13 protein-coding genes, 1 pseudogene and 1 riboswitch are annotated in these 17,561 nt (G+C 76.6%); of the genes and pseudogenes, 4 read left to right on the top strand and 10 right to left on the bottom strand.

Going from position 1 to position 17,561, the window contains the following annotated elements:
- Positions 1-15: 15 nt before the first annotated feature.
- The gene (locus JD79_RS15900; RefSeq protein ID WP_110006320.1) at positions 16-1,290 is read right to left on the bottom strand and encodes a hydroxyacid-oxoacid transhydrogenase; all 1,275 of its coding nucleotides are present in this window, start codon (positions 1,288-1,290) and stop codon (positions 16-18) included.
- A gap of 121 nt (positions 1,291-1,411) precedes the next feature.
- On the opposite strand from JD79_RS15900, the gene JD79_RS15895 reads away from it, so the two are divergent.
- Together JD79_RS15895 and JD79_RS15890 are read left to right on the top strand one after the other, a co-directional pair.
- Positions 1,412-2,383: a cyclase family protein gene (locus JD79_RS15895; protein WP_245900142.1), complete on the top strand. Its 972-nt coding sequence runs from the start codon at positions 1,412-1,414 to the stop codon at positions 2,381-2,383.
- 6 nt (positions 2,384-2,389) lie between these two features.
- On the top strand, positions 2,390-4,039 hold the full coding sequence (locus JD79_RS15890) for an AMP-binding protein (RefSeq protein WP_110006319.1): 1,650 nt from the start codon (positions 2,390-2,392) through the stop codon (positions 4,037-4,039).
- A 34-nt stretch (positions 4,040-4,073) separates the two neighbouring features.
- On the opposite strand, the gene JD79_RS15885 is transcribed toward JD79_RS15890, so the two are convergent.
- Both JD79_RS15885 and JD79_RS15880 read right to left on the bottom strand, forming a co-directional pair.
- Positions 4,074-4,976: a hypothetical protein gene (locus JD79_RS15885; protein WP_110006318.1), complete on the bottom strand. Its 903-nt coding sequence runs from the start codon at positions 4,974-4,976 to the stop codon at positions 4,074-4,076.
- 106 nt (positions 4,977-5,082) lie between these two features.
- Positions 5,083-5,886, bottom strand: a complete 804-nt coding sequence (locus JD79_RS15880) for a TSUP family transporter (RefSeq protein WP_245900141.1) — start codon at positions 5,884-5,886, stop codon at positions 5,083-5,085.
- 82 nt (positions 5,887-5,968) lie between these two features.
- Here JD79_RS15880 and JD79_RS15875 point away from each other — a divergent pair, with 82 nt between their 5' ends.
- Positions 5,969-6,931, top strand: a complete 963-nt coding sequence (locus JD79_RS15875) for a YihY/virulence factor BrkB family protein (RefSeq protein ID WP_110006317.1) — start codon at positions 5,969-5,971, stop codon at positions 6,929-6,931.
- Positions 6,932-6,936: 5 nt separating this feature from the next.
- Here JD79_RS15875 and JD79_RS15870 read toward each other — a convergent pair whose 3' ends face one another.
- From JD79_RS15870 to JD79_RS15860, 3 genes are all read right to left on the bottom strand, one after another.
- Entirely contained in the window at positions 6,937-7,878 is a 942-nt protein-coding gene (locus tag JD79_RS15870; protein ID WP_110006316.1) for a VldE C-terminal domain-containing protein, read from the bottom strand.
- A 5-nt stretch (positions 7,879-7,883) separates the two neighbouring features.
- A riboswitch (cyclic di-AMP (ydaO/yuaA leader) is annotated at positions 7,884-8,034 on the bottom strand.
- Positions 8,035-8,163: 129 nt separating this feature from the next.
- Positions 8,164-8,811, bottom strand: coding sequence for a helix-hairpin-helix domain-containing protein (locus JD79_RS15865; RefSeq protein ID WP_110006315.1), 648 nt, complete (start codon positions 8,809-8,811; stop codon positions 8,164-8,166).
- 4 nt (positions 8,812-8,815) lie between these two features.
- On the bottom strand, positions 8,816-10,819 hold the full coding sequence (locus tag JD79_RS15860) for a protein kinase domain-containing protein (protein WP_245900140.1): 2,004 nt from the start codon (positions 10,817-10,819) through the stop codon (positions 8,816-8,818).
- A 164-nt stretch (positions 10,820-10,983) separates the two neighbouring features.
- Between JD79_RS15860 and JD79_RS15855 the strand changes: the two genes are divergently transcribed.
- On the top strand, positions 10,984-11,865 hold the full coding sequence (locus JD79_RS15855) for a bile acid:sodium symporter family protein (protein WP_245900139.1): 882 nt from the start codon (positions 10,984-10,986) through the stop codon (positions 11,863-11,865).
- On the opposite strand, the gene JD79_RS23885 is transcribed toward JD79_RS15855, so the two are convergent.
- From JD79_RS23885 to JD79_RS15845, 4 genes and pseudogenes are all read right to left on the bottom strand, one after another.
- Positions 11,772-12,350, bottom strand: a complete 579-nt coding sequence (locus JD79_RS23885; protein WP_245900354.1) for a cation transporting ATPase C-terminal domain-containing protein — start codon at positions 12,348-12,350, stop codon at positions 11,772-11,774. The two genes, JD79_RS15855 and JD79_RS23885, sit on opposite strands and share 94 nt — an antisense overlap.
- Positions 12,351-12,470: 120 nt before the next feature.
- A pseudogene (locus tag JD79_RS24305) lies at positions 12,471-12,908 on the bottom strand (HAD-IC family P-type ATPase); the annotation flags it as partial.
- On the bottom strand, positions 12,794-14,062 hold the full coding sequence (locus JD79_RS23880) for an HAD-IC family P-type ATPase (RefSeq protein WP_281270353.1): 1,269 nt from the start codon (positions 14,060-14,062) through the stop codon (positions 12,794-12,796). The gene JD79_RS23880 and the pseudogene JD79_RS24305, both read right to left, overlap by 115 nt.
- Before the next feature lie 2,534 nt (positions 14,063-16,596).
- A complete protein-coding gene (locus tag JD79_RS15845; protein ID WP_110006314.1) occupies positions 16,597-17,484 on the bottom strand; it encodes a hypothetical protein in 888 nt (295 codons plus the stop codon).
- Between the last annotated feature and the right edge of the window lie 77 nt (positions 17,485-17,561).

The following is a 17,561-nucleotide window of genomic DNA, read 5'->3' as shown; positions in this document are numbered from 1 at the left end:
CCGCCACCGCCCCGCTCACCACAGCGACATCGAGCGGGTGAAGATCCCCGCCACGTCGTCCTCGGTGACCTCCCGCGGGCAGGTGGCCAGCAGCCGCTGCTGCTTCATCGTGCCCTCGACCAGGTCGCCGACGTCACCCTCGTCGAAGCCGACCGCGGCGATCCCGTTGGGGATGTCGATGTCGTGCATCAGGTCGGTGAGCACGGTGGGCAGGAACTCCGCGGCGTCGTCGGGCTCGCCGGCGTTGGGCGCGAGCAGCCTGGCCGCCCGGACGTGCCGCTCCGGCGAGGCCTCGAAGGTGAACCGGAAGGCCTCCGGCGCGGTCAGTGCCACCGACATCCCGTGCGGCACCATCGGCTCGTCGGCCGGGTAGTCCTTGGGGTGGAAGTCCTTCACCTGCCCGGCGATCGGATAGGCGTTGGCGTGCGGGATGTGCACCCCGGCGTTGCCGAAGCCCATCCCGGCGAAGGTGGCGGCCATCGCCATGTCCGCCCGGGCCTGCACGTCGTCGCCGTGCCGCACCGCCCGGCGGAACGACCCCGCCAGCAGCGACAGCGCCTTCTCCGACCACATGTCCGAGATCGGGTTGGACCCGCAGTAGGGCACCCGCTTGTCCGGGTCCTTCCGGTCGTAGGTCGTGTACCAGCGCGCCGTGTAGCTCTCCAGGGCGTGGCACAGGATGTCCATCCCCGAGGCCGCGGTGACGCCGGGCGGCTGGGTCAGCGTCAGGTCGGGGTCGATGACGGCGAGGGTGGGCCGCAGGCGGGCATGGCTGATGCCGGTCTTCACCCGCTGCGCGATCACGTCCATCACGCAGATCGTGGTGCTCTCCGACCCGGTGCCGGTCGTCGTCGGGACGGCGACCAGCGGCTTGAGCGGCTCGGACGGCGCCTGGCCCTTCCCGACCGGCACGTTGACGTAGTCCATGAGCTCGCCGGGGTTGGTGGTGAGCAGGTTGATCGCCTTCGCGGTGTCGATGCTCGACCCGCCGCCGACGGCGACGAAGGCGTCCCACGGCCCCGAGGAGCGGGCGTCGTCGATGGCCTGCCGCAGGCTCACGTCGGTCGGCTCGACGTGCACGCCGTCGTAGACCCGCGCCTCGATGTCGAAGCGGGCCATCTGCTCGGCCACCCGCTGCGGCAGACCGGTGGCCGCCACGCCCGGGTCGGTGACGACCAGGACCCGCTTCACGCCGTAGCGGCTGAGGTCGTAGCCGATCTCGTCGGAGGCGCCGCTGCCGAACTTCAGCTGCGGCGCTCCGTAGGTGAACACGGACTCGGGGCTGGTCATGGCGGTCTCCCTCGGGTCGGCGGGCGGGGTCGCGTTGCGGAGATCGTTGCACCCTCCTTGTGGCGGGGACCACAGCCGGGCAGGGTCGGGTGCACCCACCAACTTCCCCTGGAGGTCAGACGTGACCGCTGAACCCGAGACCACCGCCCCCTCCCTCGACGACCTGCTGGCCGACTCGCCGACGAACTGGGGCAAGTGGGGCGACGACGACGAGGTCGGCGCGCTGAACTACCTCGGGCCCGAGCAGGTGCTGGCCGCCGTCGGCCTGGTCCGGCAGGGCAAGGTCTTCACGCTGCAGCGGCTGATCGGCGACCCGAAGGGCGACCCGGTGTGGCCCGGGCGCTCGCCGGCCGAGCGCACCCAGATCCTCGACGAGTCCGACTGGGACGAGGGCGGCACGGGCCCGGCCTACCCCGGCGGGCTGCACTACGCCGACGACAAGATCAACGCCTTCCTGCAGGGCTCCACGCAGTACGACGGCCTCGGTCACGTCTGGTACGGCGGGAAGATCTGGAACGGCTACGACGCGCGCACCACCGTCGGCGGCCTGGACAAGGCGAGCGTCGCGCCGATCGCCGAGCGCGGCGTCGTCGGCCGCTTCGTGCTGCTGGACATGGCCCGCTTCCGCGGCAAGCCGACCCTCGACAAGGGCGAGACCTTCACCCACGAGGACCTGCTGGCCTGCGCGGCGTCGCAGGGCGTGGAGATCCGCAAGCGCGACATCCTGGTCGTCCGGACCAACTTCCTGCAGCTGTTCTTCGAGCAGGGCGAGGCCTTCTACGAGGGCTTCAACGAGCCGGGTCTGGTCTACAGCCCCGAGCTGGTGCAGTGGTTCCAGGACATGGAGATCCCCAACCTGGTCACCGACACGATCGCCAACGAGGTCACCACCGACCCGAACAACGGCGTCGCGCTGGTCCTGCACAACGCGCTGATGCGCAACCTCGGGGTGACCCTCACCGAGATCGCCGACCTCGAGGCGCTGGCCGCCGACTCCGCCGAGGACGGCCAGTACGAGGGTCTCTACGTCGCCGCGCCGCTCAAGGTGCACCAGGGCAGCGGCTCGCCGGTCAACCCGGTCGTCCTGAAGTAGGCGGCCATGAGCGTCTACGACGACCGGCCCTGGCTGGCGCTCTACGGCGACCAGCCGGCCGACTACGACATCGAGTTCGACGACGCCCTGTCGATGTTCCGGGCGGGCGTGGAACGGGACCCCGACGGCGACGCGCTGCGGTACTTCGACGGCACCGTCGTCCGCCGGGAGCTCGACGAGGCGACCGACGCGCTGGCGGCCGGCCTGCTGGAGTCGGGCTTCCGCCCCGGCGACCGGCTGGCGGTCTACCTGCAGAACGTGCCGCAGTTCGTCATGGCCATGGTCGCCACGTGGAAGGCCGGCGGCGTCATGGTGTCGATCAACCCGATGAGCCGAACGCGGGAGCTGTCCTACCTGCTCAAGGACTCGGGCGCGACGGTGCTGCTCTCCCTCGACACGCTCTACGACGAGGTCGCCCGCGACGTCGTCCCGGACACCGACGTGCGGCTGGTGCTCACCACCAGCGGGCTGGACCTGCAGACCCGCGACGACGAGCGGCTGTTCGCCGGGGTGACCCGGCAGCGGCACGAGGGCACCACCGACCTGCTGGAGTTCGTCGGGTCCCACCGGGGCAAGACGCCGCCCCCGGTGACCCTGGGCCCGGACGACGTGGCGTTCCTGACCTACACGTCGGGGACGACGGGCGTGCCCAAGGGTGCGATGAACACCCACCGCAACGTCGTCTTCACCGCGCAGGTCTACCGGGACTGGGTGCACGCCGGGCGGGACGGCGCCATCTTCGGCGTCGCCCCGCTGTTCCACATCACCGGCCTGATCGGGCACGTGGCGGTGAGCATGCTGGTGCCGGCGCCCCTGGTGCTGGCCTACCGGTTCGAGCCGCAGGTGGTGCTCGACGCGTTCCTCGAGCACCGGCCGGCGTTCACCATCGGCGCGATCACCGCGTTCAGCGCGCTCCTCAACGCGCCGGGGTTCAGCAAGGAGCACTTCGACTCGTTCACGTCGATCTACTCCGGCGGTGCGGCGATCTCCCCGGCCGCCGAGCGCGGGTTCATGGAGGCCACCGGCAAGCAGGTGCACAACGCCTACGGCCTCACCGAGACGACGTCGCCCATGACCGTGACGCCGTTCGGGTCGCCGTCGCCGGTGGACCCCACGTCGGGTGCGCTGTCGGTCGGGGTGCCCGCGCCCAACACGATCGTCCGCATCCAGGGCGACGACGGGCAGGACCTGCCGCTGGGCGAGGTCGGCGAGATCGTGGCCGACGGCCCGCAGGTGGTGGCCGGCTACTGGGGCAAGCCCGAGGAGACGGCGGCCGGCCTGCCCGGCGGTGCGCTCAAGAGCGGCGACGTCGGGTTCATGGACCCGCAGGGCTGGGTGTTCATCGTCGACCGCAAGAAGGACATGATCAACGCCTCGGGCTACAAGGTGTGGCCGCGCGAGGTCGAGGACGTCCTGGCCGAGCACCCCGCCGTCCGCGAGTCCGCCGTCGTCGGCGTCCCCGACGAGAAGCGCGGGGAGACGGTCAAGGCGTTCGTCAGCCTCAAGCCCGGGGCGAGCGTGACCCCCGAGGAGCTGATCTCGCACTGCAAGGAGCGGATGGCCGCCTACAAGTACCCGCGCAGCATCGACCTGCTCGACGAGCTGCCGAAGACGGTCACCGGGAAGATCCTCCGGCGCGAGTTGCGGGGGACGTGAGCGGCCGGGGTCCCCGCCGCGGCGGGGACCCCGGTCAGCCGGTCGCCGCCGGCGTCCGCGCCGACCCGGTGTCCCCGCGCCGGGCGGCCCGGGCGCCGACGGCACCGGTGCCGACGACGGCGACGAGGAAGACGCCGTAGGCCCACACCCACCCGTCGCCGGTGTCCATCTCGGGCAGGTACCAGACCAGCGCCACGAGCTCGAGCAGCCCGAAGACGGTGTAGGTGACCCCCGCGACGAACAGCCGGTCCAGGTCCCGCTCCCGGATGACCAGCGCCGCGGCGACGCCGAGGGCGACCATCCAGGCACCGATCACCTGGGAGCTGAGCGGGGTGATCTCCCAGGGCCAGAAGGACGTGACCGTCTCGACGTGGTGGTGCACGAACAGCCCGCCGGCGAAGAGGACCCCGCCCGCCGCGAGCAGCAGCACCCCCTCGACGGCCAGCAGCCCCGTCAGCCAGCCCGGCATCGGCCGCCGGGCCGCCGGCCGCCCGGTCCGGCGGACCTCCTGGGCGAGGACCACCGCCAGGCACAGCGCCGGGATGACCAGGTAGACCGCCAGCCAGACCCAGGCCGCCACCCGGGCCACCGGGCCGCCGGTCAGCAGGTGCAGGCGGTGCGTGTGGACGAGCGTGGCGACGCAGGTGACGAGGGTGAAGACGGTGACCGTGAGCACCGGGACGCGGATCGCGCTCCAGCGGTCCTCGCGCAGCGACAGGGCCGACAGCACGGCGCCGGCGCCGTAGGCGGCACCGAGGAAGGCGGCGGTCGGCTCCGTGCGGATCGTCCAGGCCCAGTAGCGGTCCGCGACGTCGGCGAGCACGAACAGCTGGTTGACGGCGAGCAGGGTGAGGACCAGGAAGGCGACCAGCAGGCCCCTCGTGCCGGGACGGATCCGCTCGGCCGGGTCCTGCGTCTGCGCGTCGACCTGCTCCATCGGCTGCCGCCAGCCCCTCGGCCCGCGTCCCCCTCCCGCTGCCGGACACCGCGACCGGCGCCCCACGCTCGCGCGTGCCCGCCGCCCGCGCCAGGGTCCATCGGCCTCAGCCGGCCGGCGGGCGCAGGTTCTCGGTCCACACGTCCCAGCCCAGCCGCACGATCAGCGCGGTGACCACGACCAGGAAGACCAGCCGGATGAACCCGGTGCCGCGGCGGGTCGCCGTCCGGGAGCCGAGGTAGCCGCCGAGGGTGTTGGCCGCGGCGAGCAGCAGGCCCAGCCCCCACACCACCGCCCCGTGCGGCACGAAGAAGGCCAGCGCCCCGAGGTTGGTGGCGACGTTGACGATCTTGGCCTTGGCGCTGGCGTTCAGGAAGTCGTAGCCCAGCAGCGACACCAGGGCGAAGACGAGGAAGGAGCCGGTGCCCGGCCCGAGCACGCCGTCGTAGAAGCCGATGACGCCGCCGATCGCCACCGCCGTGCCGGCGTGCCGGCGGCCGGTGTGGCGCAGCGCCGTCACCTCGCCCAGCGACGGCCGGAAGGCGGTGAACAGCGCGATGCCGACCAGCGCGACGACGACGACCGGCTTGATCACCGCGGCCGGCAGCAGCGCCGCGACCGACGCCCCGCCGGACGACGCGGCCAGGGCGACGGCGGCCATCGGCAGGGCGGTGCGCAGGTCCGGGTGCACGCGCCGCTGGTAGGTCACCGCGCTGGTCGTCGTCCCGAAGACCGACGCGAGCTTGTTGGTGGCCAGCGCCTGCACCGGCGAGAGCCCGGGCACCAGCAGCAGGGCCGGCAGCTGCACCAGCCCACCGCCGCCGACGACGGCGTCGACCCAGCCCGCCACCAGGGCGGCGGCCAGCACGAACACGAGGACCGACGGCGTCAGGCCGTCCGGGAGCAGCACGAGGACCGAGCCTCCCCCAGCGTCGGGGAGGCGGAACGACCGGGTCCGTTGCGGCCGGCGGCTCCCGGAGGTGGGATGGTGCATGGCCCGCGCCCGGCAGGAGGACCCGGCCAGCTCGGCGGGGTCCCCGCACCGGCTCTCGGCCCGGGACTGGCGCCGCGTGCTGCGCCGCGTCGCCGCCCACGTGCTCGGCGAGCGGCTGATGGTCCAGGCCTCGGCCGTCGCGTTCTTCGCCATCCTGTCCGTCGCGCCGGTGCTGGTCACCGCGGTGTCGGTCTACGGCGTCGTCAACACCCCGGAGGACGCCCTCGAGCAGCTGTCGGGGCTGGTGCGGATGCTGCCTCCCGAGCTGCAGTCCCTCGTGGCCGAGCAGCTGACGACGATCGCCTCCGCCTCCACCAACGTCCTCACCGTGCGCGGCCTGGCCGGTCTGGCCGCGGCCCTGTGGACGGCGACGACCGCCATGACCTACCTGGTCGACGGCCTGACCCTCGCCTACCGCGAGACCGAGACCCGCGGTTTCCTCCGCCGCAGCGGACAGGCCCTGGTGTTCGTGCTCGGCGGCGCGGTCCTGCTGGCCGGCGTCATCGCGCTCGGCGGCGTCACCTCGGCGGCCCTCGAGCGGGCACCGGGCCCGGTGCGCGCGGTCGTCCCCGCGCTGTCCTGGGTCGCCGCCGCGGTCCTCATGTCGGCGGTGCTCGCCGTCCTCTACCGGTTCGGCCCCGACCGCCGGCAGGCCCGGTGGCGCTGGCTCACCCCGGGCTCGTCCGCCGCGACGCTGCTGTGGCTAGCGGCGACCATCGGCTTCTTCGCCTACGTCAGCGGCCTCGGCGACTACGCGGCCACCTACGGCTCGCTGGCCGGCGTCGCGATCAGCATGGTGTGGCTGTGGACGACGGTCTTCCTGGTCATCGTCGGCGCGGCGGTGAACGCCGAGGCCGAGAAGCAGACCGTCCGCGACTCCACCGTGGGGCCCGAACAGCCCCTCGGCGAGCGCGGGGCCGTGGTCGCCGACAGCGCGCCGCCCTACCCGGGCGAGCGCTGAGGCGGCTACTGGTAGTTGACGTGCACGTGGTCGTAGTGGTTGGCCGTCGTGCCGCCGCGGTCCTCCATCATCGACCAGGAGCCGTTCGGCGAGGACAGCATGCGCTGCTGCCAGATGAGGTAGTCGACGCCGAGCTCGTCCCAGTGCGCCCGGTGGTAGGCCACGATCGCGTCGCCGAGGGCGGCGTCGGTCATGACCATGTAGTCCAGGGCCAGGCCGGAGGGGTGCCCGCCGGGGTCGGCGGCGCTGGCGCGGGTGCCGCCCAGGGTGATCCCGTCGGCCCCCGGCACGTTGCTGACGACGGTGTCGGCCGCGGCCTGCACCTGCGGCTTCACGCTGCCCGCGGTGTTGGTGATGCGGGCGACGACCGAGGCGGCGGTCGACGACGCGACGGTCGCCGTGCCCGCCGACGGCTGCCCGCCGCCGGCCTCCTCCGCGTGCTCGGCCTCGGCCGCCTCCGCCTCGGCCTGCTCCGCGGCGGCGGCGGCCTCGGCGGCCTGCGCGGCGGCAGCGGCCTCGGCGGCGGCCTGCGCGGCGGCGGCCTCCTCGGCGGCGCGGGCGGCGGCCTCGGCCTCGGCCCGCTGCCGGTCGACGGTGGCCTGGTCGGCGGCGGCCTGCGACTGCTGCGCCGCGGTCTCGGCGGCCTCGCGGGTGCTGCGGGTGGCCGCGAGGTCCTCGAGCGGCTGCAGGTCGGCCGGGGTGGTCTCGGCCGGGCCGGACTGCGACGACAGCCCGAGCGCCTCGGCGACGGCGACCGACTCGGTCGCCGTGCCGGCCTCGGCGGTGGCCGCGGGCTGCGGGCCGACCAGGACGTTGACCAGGACCGCGCCGGCGGCGGCGACGCCCAGGTAGATCCCCGGACGGCGGCCGGCGAGCGGGCCGCGGCGGCGGTGGGAAGGGTTCGCGGGCGCGGTGGCGCGGCCGGACGTGGTCGTGCGGGGGTGCATGGATCCGTCTCTCCCGTCAGCCGCCTACCGAGTTAGCTGACGGGTTCGGGCGGGAAGCAGCCCTACCTGCACGGACGCGCGGGTCCGGTGCGGATTCACCCCAGTACTGCGGTGGGTCCCCGGCTCGCCCTCGGGGCGACTCGGCGGCGACCGTCCGGGTCCCCGGACGGGGGACAGGGCCGGACGGCCTCGGACACGGTAGCCGCCGTTACCCGGCCGTGACAAACGGCGGACGGGGATCCGTGACTGGCACCACGTCCGGGGCCGCGCCGCCCGGCGGACCGGTCAGGGCCGGTCGCGGAGCCGCTCGACGAGCCGGGCCGGTGCCTGCACCCACCACACGGTCACCCGCCAGTGCAGCCGCGCGGCCGCCCGGACGCCGCGGACACCGAAGGCGGCGAGGTCGGACCACTCGGCCGGGCGCGGGGCCCGCCGGAACACCGGGGGCGCGTCGCCGGGGGCCGCGTCGTCGTCGGCCGCGTCGTCGTCGGCCGTGTCGTCGTCGGCCGCGTCGTCGTCGAGGGCCGCGTCGTCGGGGGCTGCGTCGTCGGGGGCTGCGTCGTCCTCGGCCGGCTGCTCCGGGACGAGGAGGTCGAGGGCCGAGCGCCGCCGCGGTCCGCGCAGCGACGCGAACGACGGGATGGGCGGGGAGGCAGGCCCCCCGTCGTCGGCGGGGTCGTCGGCGCGGGCGGTCCCGCCGGTGGCGTCGGGGAGCGGCCACAGGCCCTGCGCGACCGGCTCGGGGACGACGGCGCGGATGGCGGCCACCATCGCCGGCCCCAGGCCCGGGACGGCGGACAGCTCACGGCGGGTCAGCGCGGCCAGCTCGTCGACGGTGGTGATGCCGGCTCGGGCGAGCGCACCCACCGCGCGCGCGGGCAGGCCCAGCTCCTGCACGGTCCCCGTTCCCCCGTCCCGCGACCTCGTCGGCATGGCGTCAGAACCTAGCCCGTCGGGATCTTGCCCGGCACGCCGCGTCAGCCGGCGGCGCCCGCCGCGGCGGGCTCGCCGGCCGGGACGGAGGCGGTGGCGCTGCCGCCCGCGTCCGGGGTCGCGGGCGACGACGGGGACCCGGTGCCGGGCGTCGTGCCCGGATCCGTCGGCGGCGTCGCGGGGTCGGTCCCGCCGGTGGGCGGCGCGGGCTCCCGGGCGTGCCCGCGGCGGGCGGCGTGTCCGGGGCGGCCGGCGTGGTGGGCGGCGGAGCGGTGTCGCCCCCCGTGTCCCCCGCCGTGTCGTCCCCCGCCGTGTCGTCCCCCGCGGTGTCCCCCGCGGTGTCGCCCGCCGTGTCGCCCGCCGTGTCGCCCGCCGTGTCCCCTGCTCCGGTCCCCGCGGTGTCGCCCGTCCCCTCGCCTGCCGTGTCCTCCGTCGTGTCCCCTGCGGTCCCGGAGGGGGTCGTCGGCGGAGTCGCGGCGGGGTCCTCGGGCGGGGTGCTGCCACCGGCCGCCGTGCCCGGGGCCGTGCCGGCGGGAGCCCCGGCGCCGGCGTCCGCGGGTGCGGCGCCCTCCGCGCCGTCCGGGGTGCCGGCCTCCGGCGTCCCGGTGTCCGGCGCCGCGTCCCCCTCCGTCCCGGCGCGCACGGCGCCCGGGGCCGCCGGCTCGGGCGCGGGCACCGCGGTGTCCGGCGGCACCGCCACGACCACCTGGACCCGGTCGCCGCGAGCCAGCTCCACGTCCACCGGGGACAGGCGCACCACGGTGCCCGGGTCGGCGTCGGCGGTCGCCTCGCTGCGCTGGCCCACCGTCAGACCAAGCGCCGTCAGGTCGGCGACCACCTCGGTCACCGGGCGGCCCACGTGGTCCGCGGCGACCAGGACGATGCCGCCGGCGCCGGTCTCGGCGGCCTCGGCCGCGGGCACGTCGCCGGAGCGGGTGTTCACCAGGACGATGCCGCCCACGACCAGCAGCAGCGCCAGCAGCGGGAGCAGGACGAGCTGTCGCCGGCGCTTCCCCCGGCGGGGCGGGGCCGGCTCCGGCGCCCGGCGCGCCATCCGGTCCGCGGCACCGACGGCCACGGTGCCGGGCGGGTCCGCCGGCGGGAGCTCCGCCGGTCGGGCCGCGGCCGCCACCGCGACGGGGGCCGTCGGGGGCACCGGGCCGCCCTGGTGCCCGAGGGCGTCCTCGACCGCGTGCAGGAACGCCGCGCCGTCGGGCAGCCGGGCGCCGGGGTCCTTGGTGAGGGCGGCGCCGATGAGCTCGCGGACGTCGGGCGGCAGGTCCTCGGGGAGCGGCTCGGGCTGCTCGCGCACCTGCTTGAGCGCCACGGTCACCGGGTTGGTGCCGGAGAAGGCGGCGTGGCCGGTCAGCGACTCGTAGCCGACCAGGCCGAGGGCGTAGACGTCGCTGGCGGGGCTCACCCGCTCGCCGGCGGCCTGCTCCGGGGACATGTACTGCGCGGTGCCGATGACCTGGCCGGTCTGGGTCAGCGGCACGCACTCGGCCGACCACGCGATGCCGAAGTCGGTGAGCTTCACCCGCCCGTCGGGCCGCACGAGGATGTTCGAGGGCTTGACGTCGCGGTGCACCACCCCGACCCGGTGCGCCTCGGCCAGCCCCGCCGCGGCCTGGCGCAGGACCGACAGCGCCGTCTGCGGGTCCAGCGGGCCATCGTCGCGGATGCGCGCCGACAGCGGCGCCCCCTCCACCAGCTCCATGACCAGGTAGGCCAGGTGCTCGCCGGTCCCGTCGTCGGAGCCCTCGCCGTAGTCCAGGACCGTGGCGATGTTCGGGTGGCTCAACGCCGCGGCGTGGCGGGCCTCGTTGCGGAACCGGGCGAGGAACGTGGGGTCGTCGGCGTACTCGCTGCGCAGCACCTTGACCGCCACGGACCGCTCGAGCAGCAGGTCACGCCCCCGCCACACCTGGCCCATGCCCCCGGTGGCGATGAGCTCCTGCAGCTCGTAGCGGTCCCCGAGGGTCTGCCGCTCCTGCTCGACCGTGGTCACCGCGCGCTCCGTCCCGTCCGACGCCGCGGGTCCCGTGACCCGCTCCCTCCGGCCCCCCGCGGGAGCTGGTGGGCCGTCCCGCGCCGGACGGCCCACCCGGCCTCGGTTCCCGCCCGCGCGCCCGGTCAACCACCCGGACCGCCCGCCTCCGCTCCCCCGCTCGTGTGCCGGCCCTCGGCACCGTCGCCCCGTCCGCCGCCCTCGCGGTGGTGATGTTCGGCCTGGGCCTGTCGCTCACCGTCGACGACCTCGTCCGGGTCACCCGCCGGCCGCGCGCCGCCGTCGTCGCCCTCGGGCTGCAGCTGCTGGTGCTGCCGGCCCTCTGCTTCGGCCTCGTGACGGCCGTCGGCCTCGAGCCCGTGCTCGCGGTCGGCATGGTCCTGCTGGCCGCCTCCCCGGGCGGGACGACGGCGAACCTGTTCAGCCACCTCTTCCGCGGGGACGTGGCGCTCAACGTCTCCCTGACGGCGGTCAACTCGCTGCTGGCGGTGGTCACGCTGCCGCTGGTCACCAACCTCGCGTTGGCCGTGTTCGACCCGCCGGGCGCCGGGTCGATCGGCCTGCAGTTCGGCAAGACGGTGCAGGTCTTCGCGATCGTGCTGGTGCCGGTGGCCCTGGGCATGCTCGTGCGCCGCTCGGCCCCGGCCTCCGCCGACCGCGCGGACCGGCCGGTGCGGGTGCTCTCCGCCGTCGTGCTGGCGCTGGTGATCGCCGGGACGGTCGTCGCCGAGCGGGAGGACGTGGCCGGGTACCTGCGCGAGGTCGGGCTGGTCGCGCTCGCCTTCTGCGCGCTCAGCCTGCTGCTCGGTTTCGCCGTGCCCCGCGCGCTCGGCGTCGGCCACCGCCAGGCGGCCGCGGGCGCCTTCGAGATCGGCGTGCACGACAGCACGCTGGCCATCGCGGTCGCGATCAGCGTCCTCGGGAGCGTGGAGCTCGCCGTCCCCGCGGCGGTCTACGGCGTGCTGATGTTCCCGGTGGCCGCACTCGTCGGCTGGGCGGTCACCCGGTCGTCCCGGTCGCGGGCACCGGAGCGCGTCGCGTCCTGACCCGCCCACCGGCGCCACAGCGCCGGGACGACCTCCGCGCCGGCGGTGCCGGCCGCGGCCCAGCCCAGGACGACGACCCACGCCAGCGGGTCGAGGGGGGTGCAGCCGAAGAACCGGCTCAGCCCGGGGGTCTGCACGACGGCGGCCAGCGCGGCCAGCGACCCGGCCGCGGTGACCAGCACCAGCGGGCTGCGGCGCCCGGCCCAGGCGGTCTGCCCGAGCTGCGTGGTGATGAGGGCAGCCAGTCCCATGGTGCTCGCCCGCCGCCGCAGGCCGGTCGCCCGCCCGGTGGCCCAGGCGCCGGTCGCGCCGGCGGCGGTGGCGACGCCGCGGACGGCGACCAGGCGGCGCACCGCCTCGGGGAAGCCGCGGTACGGCCCGGCGAGCAGCACCGGCGCGAGCGGGTGACCGGCCAGGGGCCCGTCGTCCGTCGTGGGGGCGGCCGCGTGCCGCCGGCCGACGGCGACGGCCAGCGCCGGGAACATGTCGGTGAGCAGGTTGACCAGCAGCAGCTGCCGGGTGCCCAGCGGTGCCCGGCCACCCAGCGCCGTCCCGAGCACGGTGAAGGCGACCTCACCCGCGTTGCCCCCGACGAGGATGGCGACGGCGTCGCGGACCCGGGCCCACAGGGCGCGCCCCTCGGCCACGGCGTCGACCAGCCGGGTCAGGTCGAGGTCGGTGATCACCAGGTCGGCCGCGCTGCGGGCGGCGGGCGACTCCGCCCCGGCCACGCCGACCCCGACGTCGGCGAGCCGGATCGCGGCGGCGTCGTTGACGCCGTCGCCGGTCATGGCGAGCGTGGCGCCGGTGCGGCGCAGCGCCGACACCAGCAGCACCTTGTGCTCGGGGGTCAGCCGCGCGAAGACCGCCGACTCCTGCACCAGGCGGGTGCGCTCGGCGTCCGATGCCCGTGCCAGCCGGGCGCCGGTCACCACCCGGTCGGCGTCGGGGACGCCGGCCTGGGCGGCGATGGCAGCGGCGGTCTCGGGGTGGTCCCCGGTGGCCACCAGCACCCGCACACCGGCCGCGCCGAGTTGCCCGACCGCCGCCGCCGAGGACGCGCGCACGGTGTCGGCCAGCCCCACCAGGCCCGCAGGGTCAACCCCGTCGCCGCCGCCTCCAGGTCCTCCGGCCGTCCCTCCACCTCCCGGTCGGCCACGGCCAGCACCCGCAGCCCCTCGCAGGCGAGCTCCTGCACGCGGCCGGCGGCGTCGCCCGCGTCGGCGCACAGCCGCAGCACGACCTCCGGGGCGCCCTTGACCACCAGCCGGCCCCCGCGGAGGGCCGCCGAGAAGCCGCGCCCGGTCGCGAACGGGACGGAGGCCTCGGGCTCCCCGGCGCAGGCCACGCCGCGGTCGTCCGCGGCCGCCACGACGGCGCGGTCGGTCTCGTGCGCATCGGTGTCCCCAGCGCCCACCCCGGCCGCCGCCCGGCGGAGCAGGCCGTCCTCGTCGTCGCCGCCGGCCCCGAGCGGCACCAGCCGCACCACCTGCAGCCGGTTCTCCGTCAGCGTGCCGGTCTTGTCGAAGCAGACGGTGTCCACCCGGCCGAGCGCCTCGAGGACGCGGGCGCTGCGCACCACCGCTCCGCGCCGCGACAACCGCCGGGCCGCGGCCTGCTGGGCGACGGTGGCCACGAGCGGCAGCCCCTCGGGCACGGCCGCGACCGCGACGGCGACGCCCGCGCTGACGGCCTCCCGCAGCGGCCGCCGCCAGGCCACCCCGAGTGCGGTCACCGCTCCGCCGCCGGCCAGCGTCAGCGGCAGCACCGAGCGGGTCAGCTCGGCCAGGCGGGCCTGGACGCCGGCGGGCGGTGCCCCGCGCCCGGCCGCACGGGCCGCCCGCCCGGCCTGCGTGGCCGGCCCCACGGCGACGACGACGGCGCGCCCGGTGCCGGCCACCACGGTCGTCCCGTCGAAGAGCATGCAGCGCCGGTCGGCGACCTCGGCGCCGGGCGTCGCCGTCACGGACTTGTCCACCGCGAGCGACTCGCCGGTCAGGCTCGACTCGTCGACCTCGAGGTCCTCGGCCGCCAGCAGCCGCGCGTCGGCGGTCACCACGTCACCGGACCCGACGAGCACCACGTCGCCCACGCGCAGCGCGCCGGCCGGGACCTCCTCGGAGCCGCCGTCGGTCTCCCGGCGGACGCAGGCGTCCTGCTGGAGCAGCAGGGACTCCAGGGCCGTCTCCGCCCGCATCCGCTGGGCCGCGCCGAGGAGGGCGTTGCCCACGGTGACGCCGCCGACGAGGAACGCGTCGGCGGTCTCGCCGAGCACGGCGGTGGCACCGGCGCCGGCGCCGAGGACCGGGGTGAGCGGGTCGGCGAGCTCGCCGGCGACGGTGCGTGCGAACCGGACCGGCACCCGGACCGCGGTCACGCCGGTCGCCCGCCGCCACGCCCGCTGCAGCGGCCCGGGCGGGGAGTCGTCGACCCGGGGCAGCTCCGCCAGCCGGCGGACGACGTCGTCGGGGTCGAGCGCGTGCCACGGCGTGTGGACCGACGGGGCGGGCGGCGTCCGGCGCGCGGCGCGGACCGCCGTCCAGGTGCCGTCGACGATCGTCCAGGCCGTCGCCGTCTTGCCGGGGGTGGTCGCCCGCCGTTGTCCGCCGCGGGCCGACCCCACGGCGGCGAGCAGGCCGCCCAGGACGTTGCCCGTCAGCGCGCTCTGCACCGACCGGCGGGCGACCGCCCGGGCGTCGGACACGGCCCGGACCACTCGGCAGGCGTCCGCCAGACCCTGCCCGGTCACCAGGTCGGCGGCCCAGGCGGGCGCCCGGCCCGGCCGCACCGGCGCCACGGCGACGTCGGCGGCCAGCAGGGCGGCGCGATCCGCGGCCGAGACCAGCAGCACCCCGCGCCCCTCGGCCTGCTGCCGGCGGACGACGTCGGCCGTCGGCTCGTCCGCGGGTGCGACCTCCTCGGCGATCCCGGCGATCTCGCGGCAGCCGGCGTGCGCCGTGAGGACCACCCGCGCGCCGGTGTCGACGGCGGTGGTCAGGAGCGCCTCGGCGTGCGGGTCGAGCTCCGGGGCGACCAGGACGCTGCCCACGCGGCGGCGCCCGGCGTACAGCGTCCGCAGCGACGCCCCCGGCGCACCCGGCGCCTCCCGCGGGTCACCGAGCCGGGTCCCCCCGGCGCCGCCGGGGACCCTGCCGTCGGTGTCCCCACCGCCGGGGTCCTCGCCGTCGGTGTCCCCACCGCCGGGGTCCTCGGTGGCCAGCAGCCGCGCCGCGGTCGTCCACACGGCGGCGACGTCCCAGCCGTCGGCCTCCGCGTGCGCCTCGAGGACGACCGGGGGGCCCGTGCACAGGGTGCCGCCGTCGACGACCACGCAGTCCACCCGGTCGAGACGGCGGTAGGCCATGCCGTCCAGGGGCAGGACACCCGAGCGGCACATCAGCAGGTCCAGCGTGGCGGCGAAGGACTCGCGGCCCTGCAGGGCCGCCTTCGGCGAGAGCGCCTTGACCAGGTCGGCGGCCCGACCCGGGCGGCGGGTCAGCGCGAGCACGGCCAGCACGGCGGCCGTCGTCGTCGGTGCGAGTCGGGACTGGTAGCGGTCCACGACCCCGGCCGGCAACGGGACCGGCCGCGTGCCGGACCCCGCCGAGGGGCCGGTGTCCTCGGGCTCGGTCCCGTCCGGGTCCGGGCGGCACAGCTCCTCCTCGCGCCGCCGCCACACCTGGCGCCGCGCCCGCACCTCCAGCAGCTGCTGGGCGGAGGCGACCGCGTTGATCGCGGGGACCGTCGGGCTCTGGGTGGCGGAGTGCAGGACCGCCGAGAGGCCCTCGAGGACCAGTCGGGTGCCGACCCGGCCGATCCGGCGGGTCAGCAGCCCGCTGATCCAGTCCTGGGTGTCGAGGAGGGTGACCGTCAGCGTGGCGTGCCGGGAGAGGGCGGGGACGGGCAGCGCCCGGCCCGCCAGGGCGGCGGCGACGCCGAGGGTGTCCACCGCCAGGGCGGCTGCCACGGCCAGCAGGGGCTCGAGGTCGGCCGGGTGGTCGGCGGGCTCGGGGAGGACCTCGCGCCGGCCGTTGGCGTCCTGCAGCGTGCGGACGGTGGTGACGACGTCCTCGACCCCCACCCGCCGCTGGTCGACGGCGACCAGCACCCTGCCGAGGACGTCGTTGACCGTCGCCCACTGCACGCCGTCGAGCCCCTCGAGCCGGCGGCGCAGCGCCCGTCCCGCGTCCGACGGCGCCCCGGGCGCGGGCGCGGGCACCTCGACCTGCACGAGGCCGGAGTCGGCCCACACCCGCGGGGTGCGCCGGTCGCCCTCCGGCTCGAACATGCCGGTGGCGACGCGCGCGAGCTCCCTGAGCCGGCCGGTGGGCAGCGGGTCCGCCCCGGTCAGCAGCGTGCCGGCGGCGCGGAGCCCGGAGACGGCGGTCTGCGCCAGGTCGACCGGCCGCCCGGCGACCCGGGAGGTGAGTCCCTCCGCCGTCCGCACCGCGGCCCGGGACGAGGCGCCGAGCAGGCCGGCGGTGACCACGGCCGGTGCGGCGGCGGCCTGCACCGCCGCGCCCGCCAGCCGGGCCACGTCGGACAGCGCGCGCCGGGCGGTGGGGGCCCGGCGGAGCACGCTCACCGTGAGGTCACCCGCCCGCGCGTCGCCTGCCGTCCCCGCATCGTGCGCCCCCCTGCGTCAGAGGTCTCGAGCGTGCTCCGGGACCGGATCGTCCGCATCTCCGCGACCGGCCGCACGCGGGACCGTGCGCGCCGTCCCCGCCGGGCTCAGGATCGGTGCCTCCCGGCGACGCCCGCCGGGGCCCGCCGGACGCCCGCGGCGCCGGTGAGGACGACGGCGACCGCGACCGCGACGAACGCCCAGGCCACCGGCCGGTCCCACGCCACCGTGCCGCGGTGCCAGGCGACGACGGCGAGCACGAGGACGCCGAAGACCGTGTAGGCGACCGCGGCGGTGCGCAGCCGCTCGAGGTCACCGGCCAGCGCGGCGAGCGCCGTCGCGATCCCGAAGGCGACGAGCCAGGCGCCGACCACGCGCGCGGTGAGCGGGGTCAGCGTCCAGGGCCACAGCGCCTCCGCCGTCGTGGGGGCCACCGACACCGCGGCGCCGACGCCGAGCAGCACGACCGCCTCCGCGCCCAGCGCGGCCCGGAGCACGACGGGCAGGGGGCAGCGGCGCGGGGGGTCGGTCCCGGGGGCCCGTTCCTGCAGCGCGAGGAGGACCAGCATCGCCAGCGGGATGACGACGTAGACGCCGGTCCAGAACCAGGCGGCGGCGCGGGCCAGCAGCGGCGCCGCGGCGAACTCCTCCTGGAAGTGGAAGCGGTCGAGGTGCACCAGCGTGGCCACGAGGGTCAGCAGCGTGAACACCAGGATGGTCAGCACCGGCACGCGGCTGTTGGCCCACACCGGGTCGCGCAGCGACAGGACGACCAGCGTGCAGCCGGCGGCGTAGCCCGCGCCCAGGAAGGCGGCGGTCAGCGGCGGCTGGATCGTCCAGGCGAACACCTGGCCGGTGCGGCCGGGCTGGAGCAGCAGCGCGCCGACGGCGAGGGCGGTGAGGACGCTGAAGGCCAGCAGCAGCACCCGCATCGCCGGGAGGAGCTCCCGGGACCGGCCCGTGGAGGGGCGCACGGCCGTGGAGACAGGGTCCACCGGAGACCTCCGACGTCGGAACCGCCCCGTGCCCGCCCATCGAAGCACCGGAGCACGGCCGTGTCACCGGGCTTCCG

Origin of the sequence: Geodermatophilus normandii (assembly GCF_003182485.1) — a bacterium.
GTDB classification, from domain to species: Bacteria; Actinomycetota; Actinomycetes; order Mycobacteriales; family Geodermatophilaceae; genus Geodermatophilus; species Geodermatophilus normandii.
This window is presented reverse-complemented; position numbering and strand designations above follow the sequence as displayed.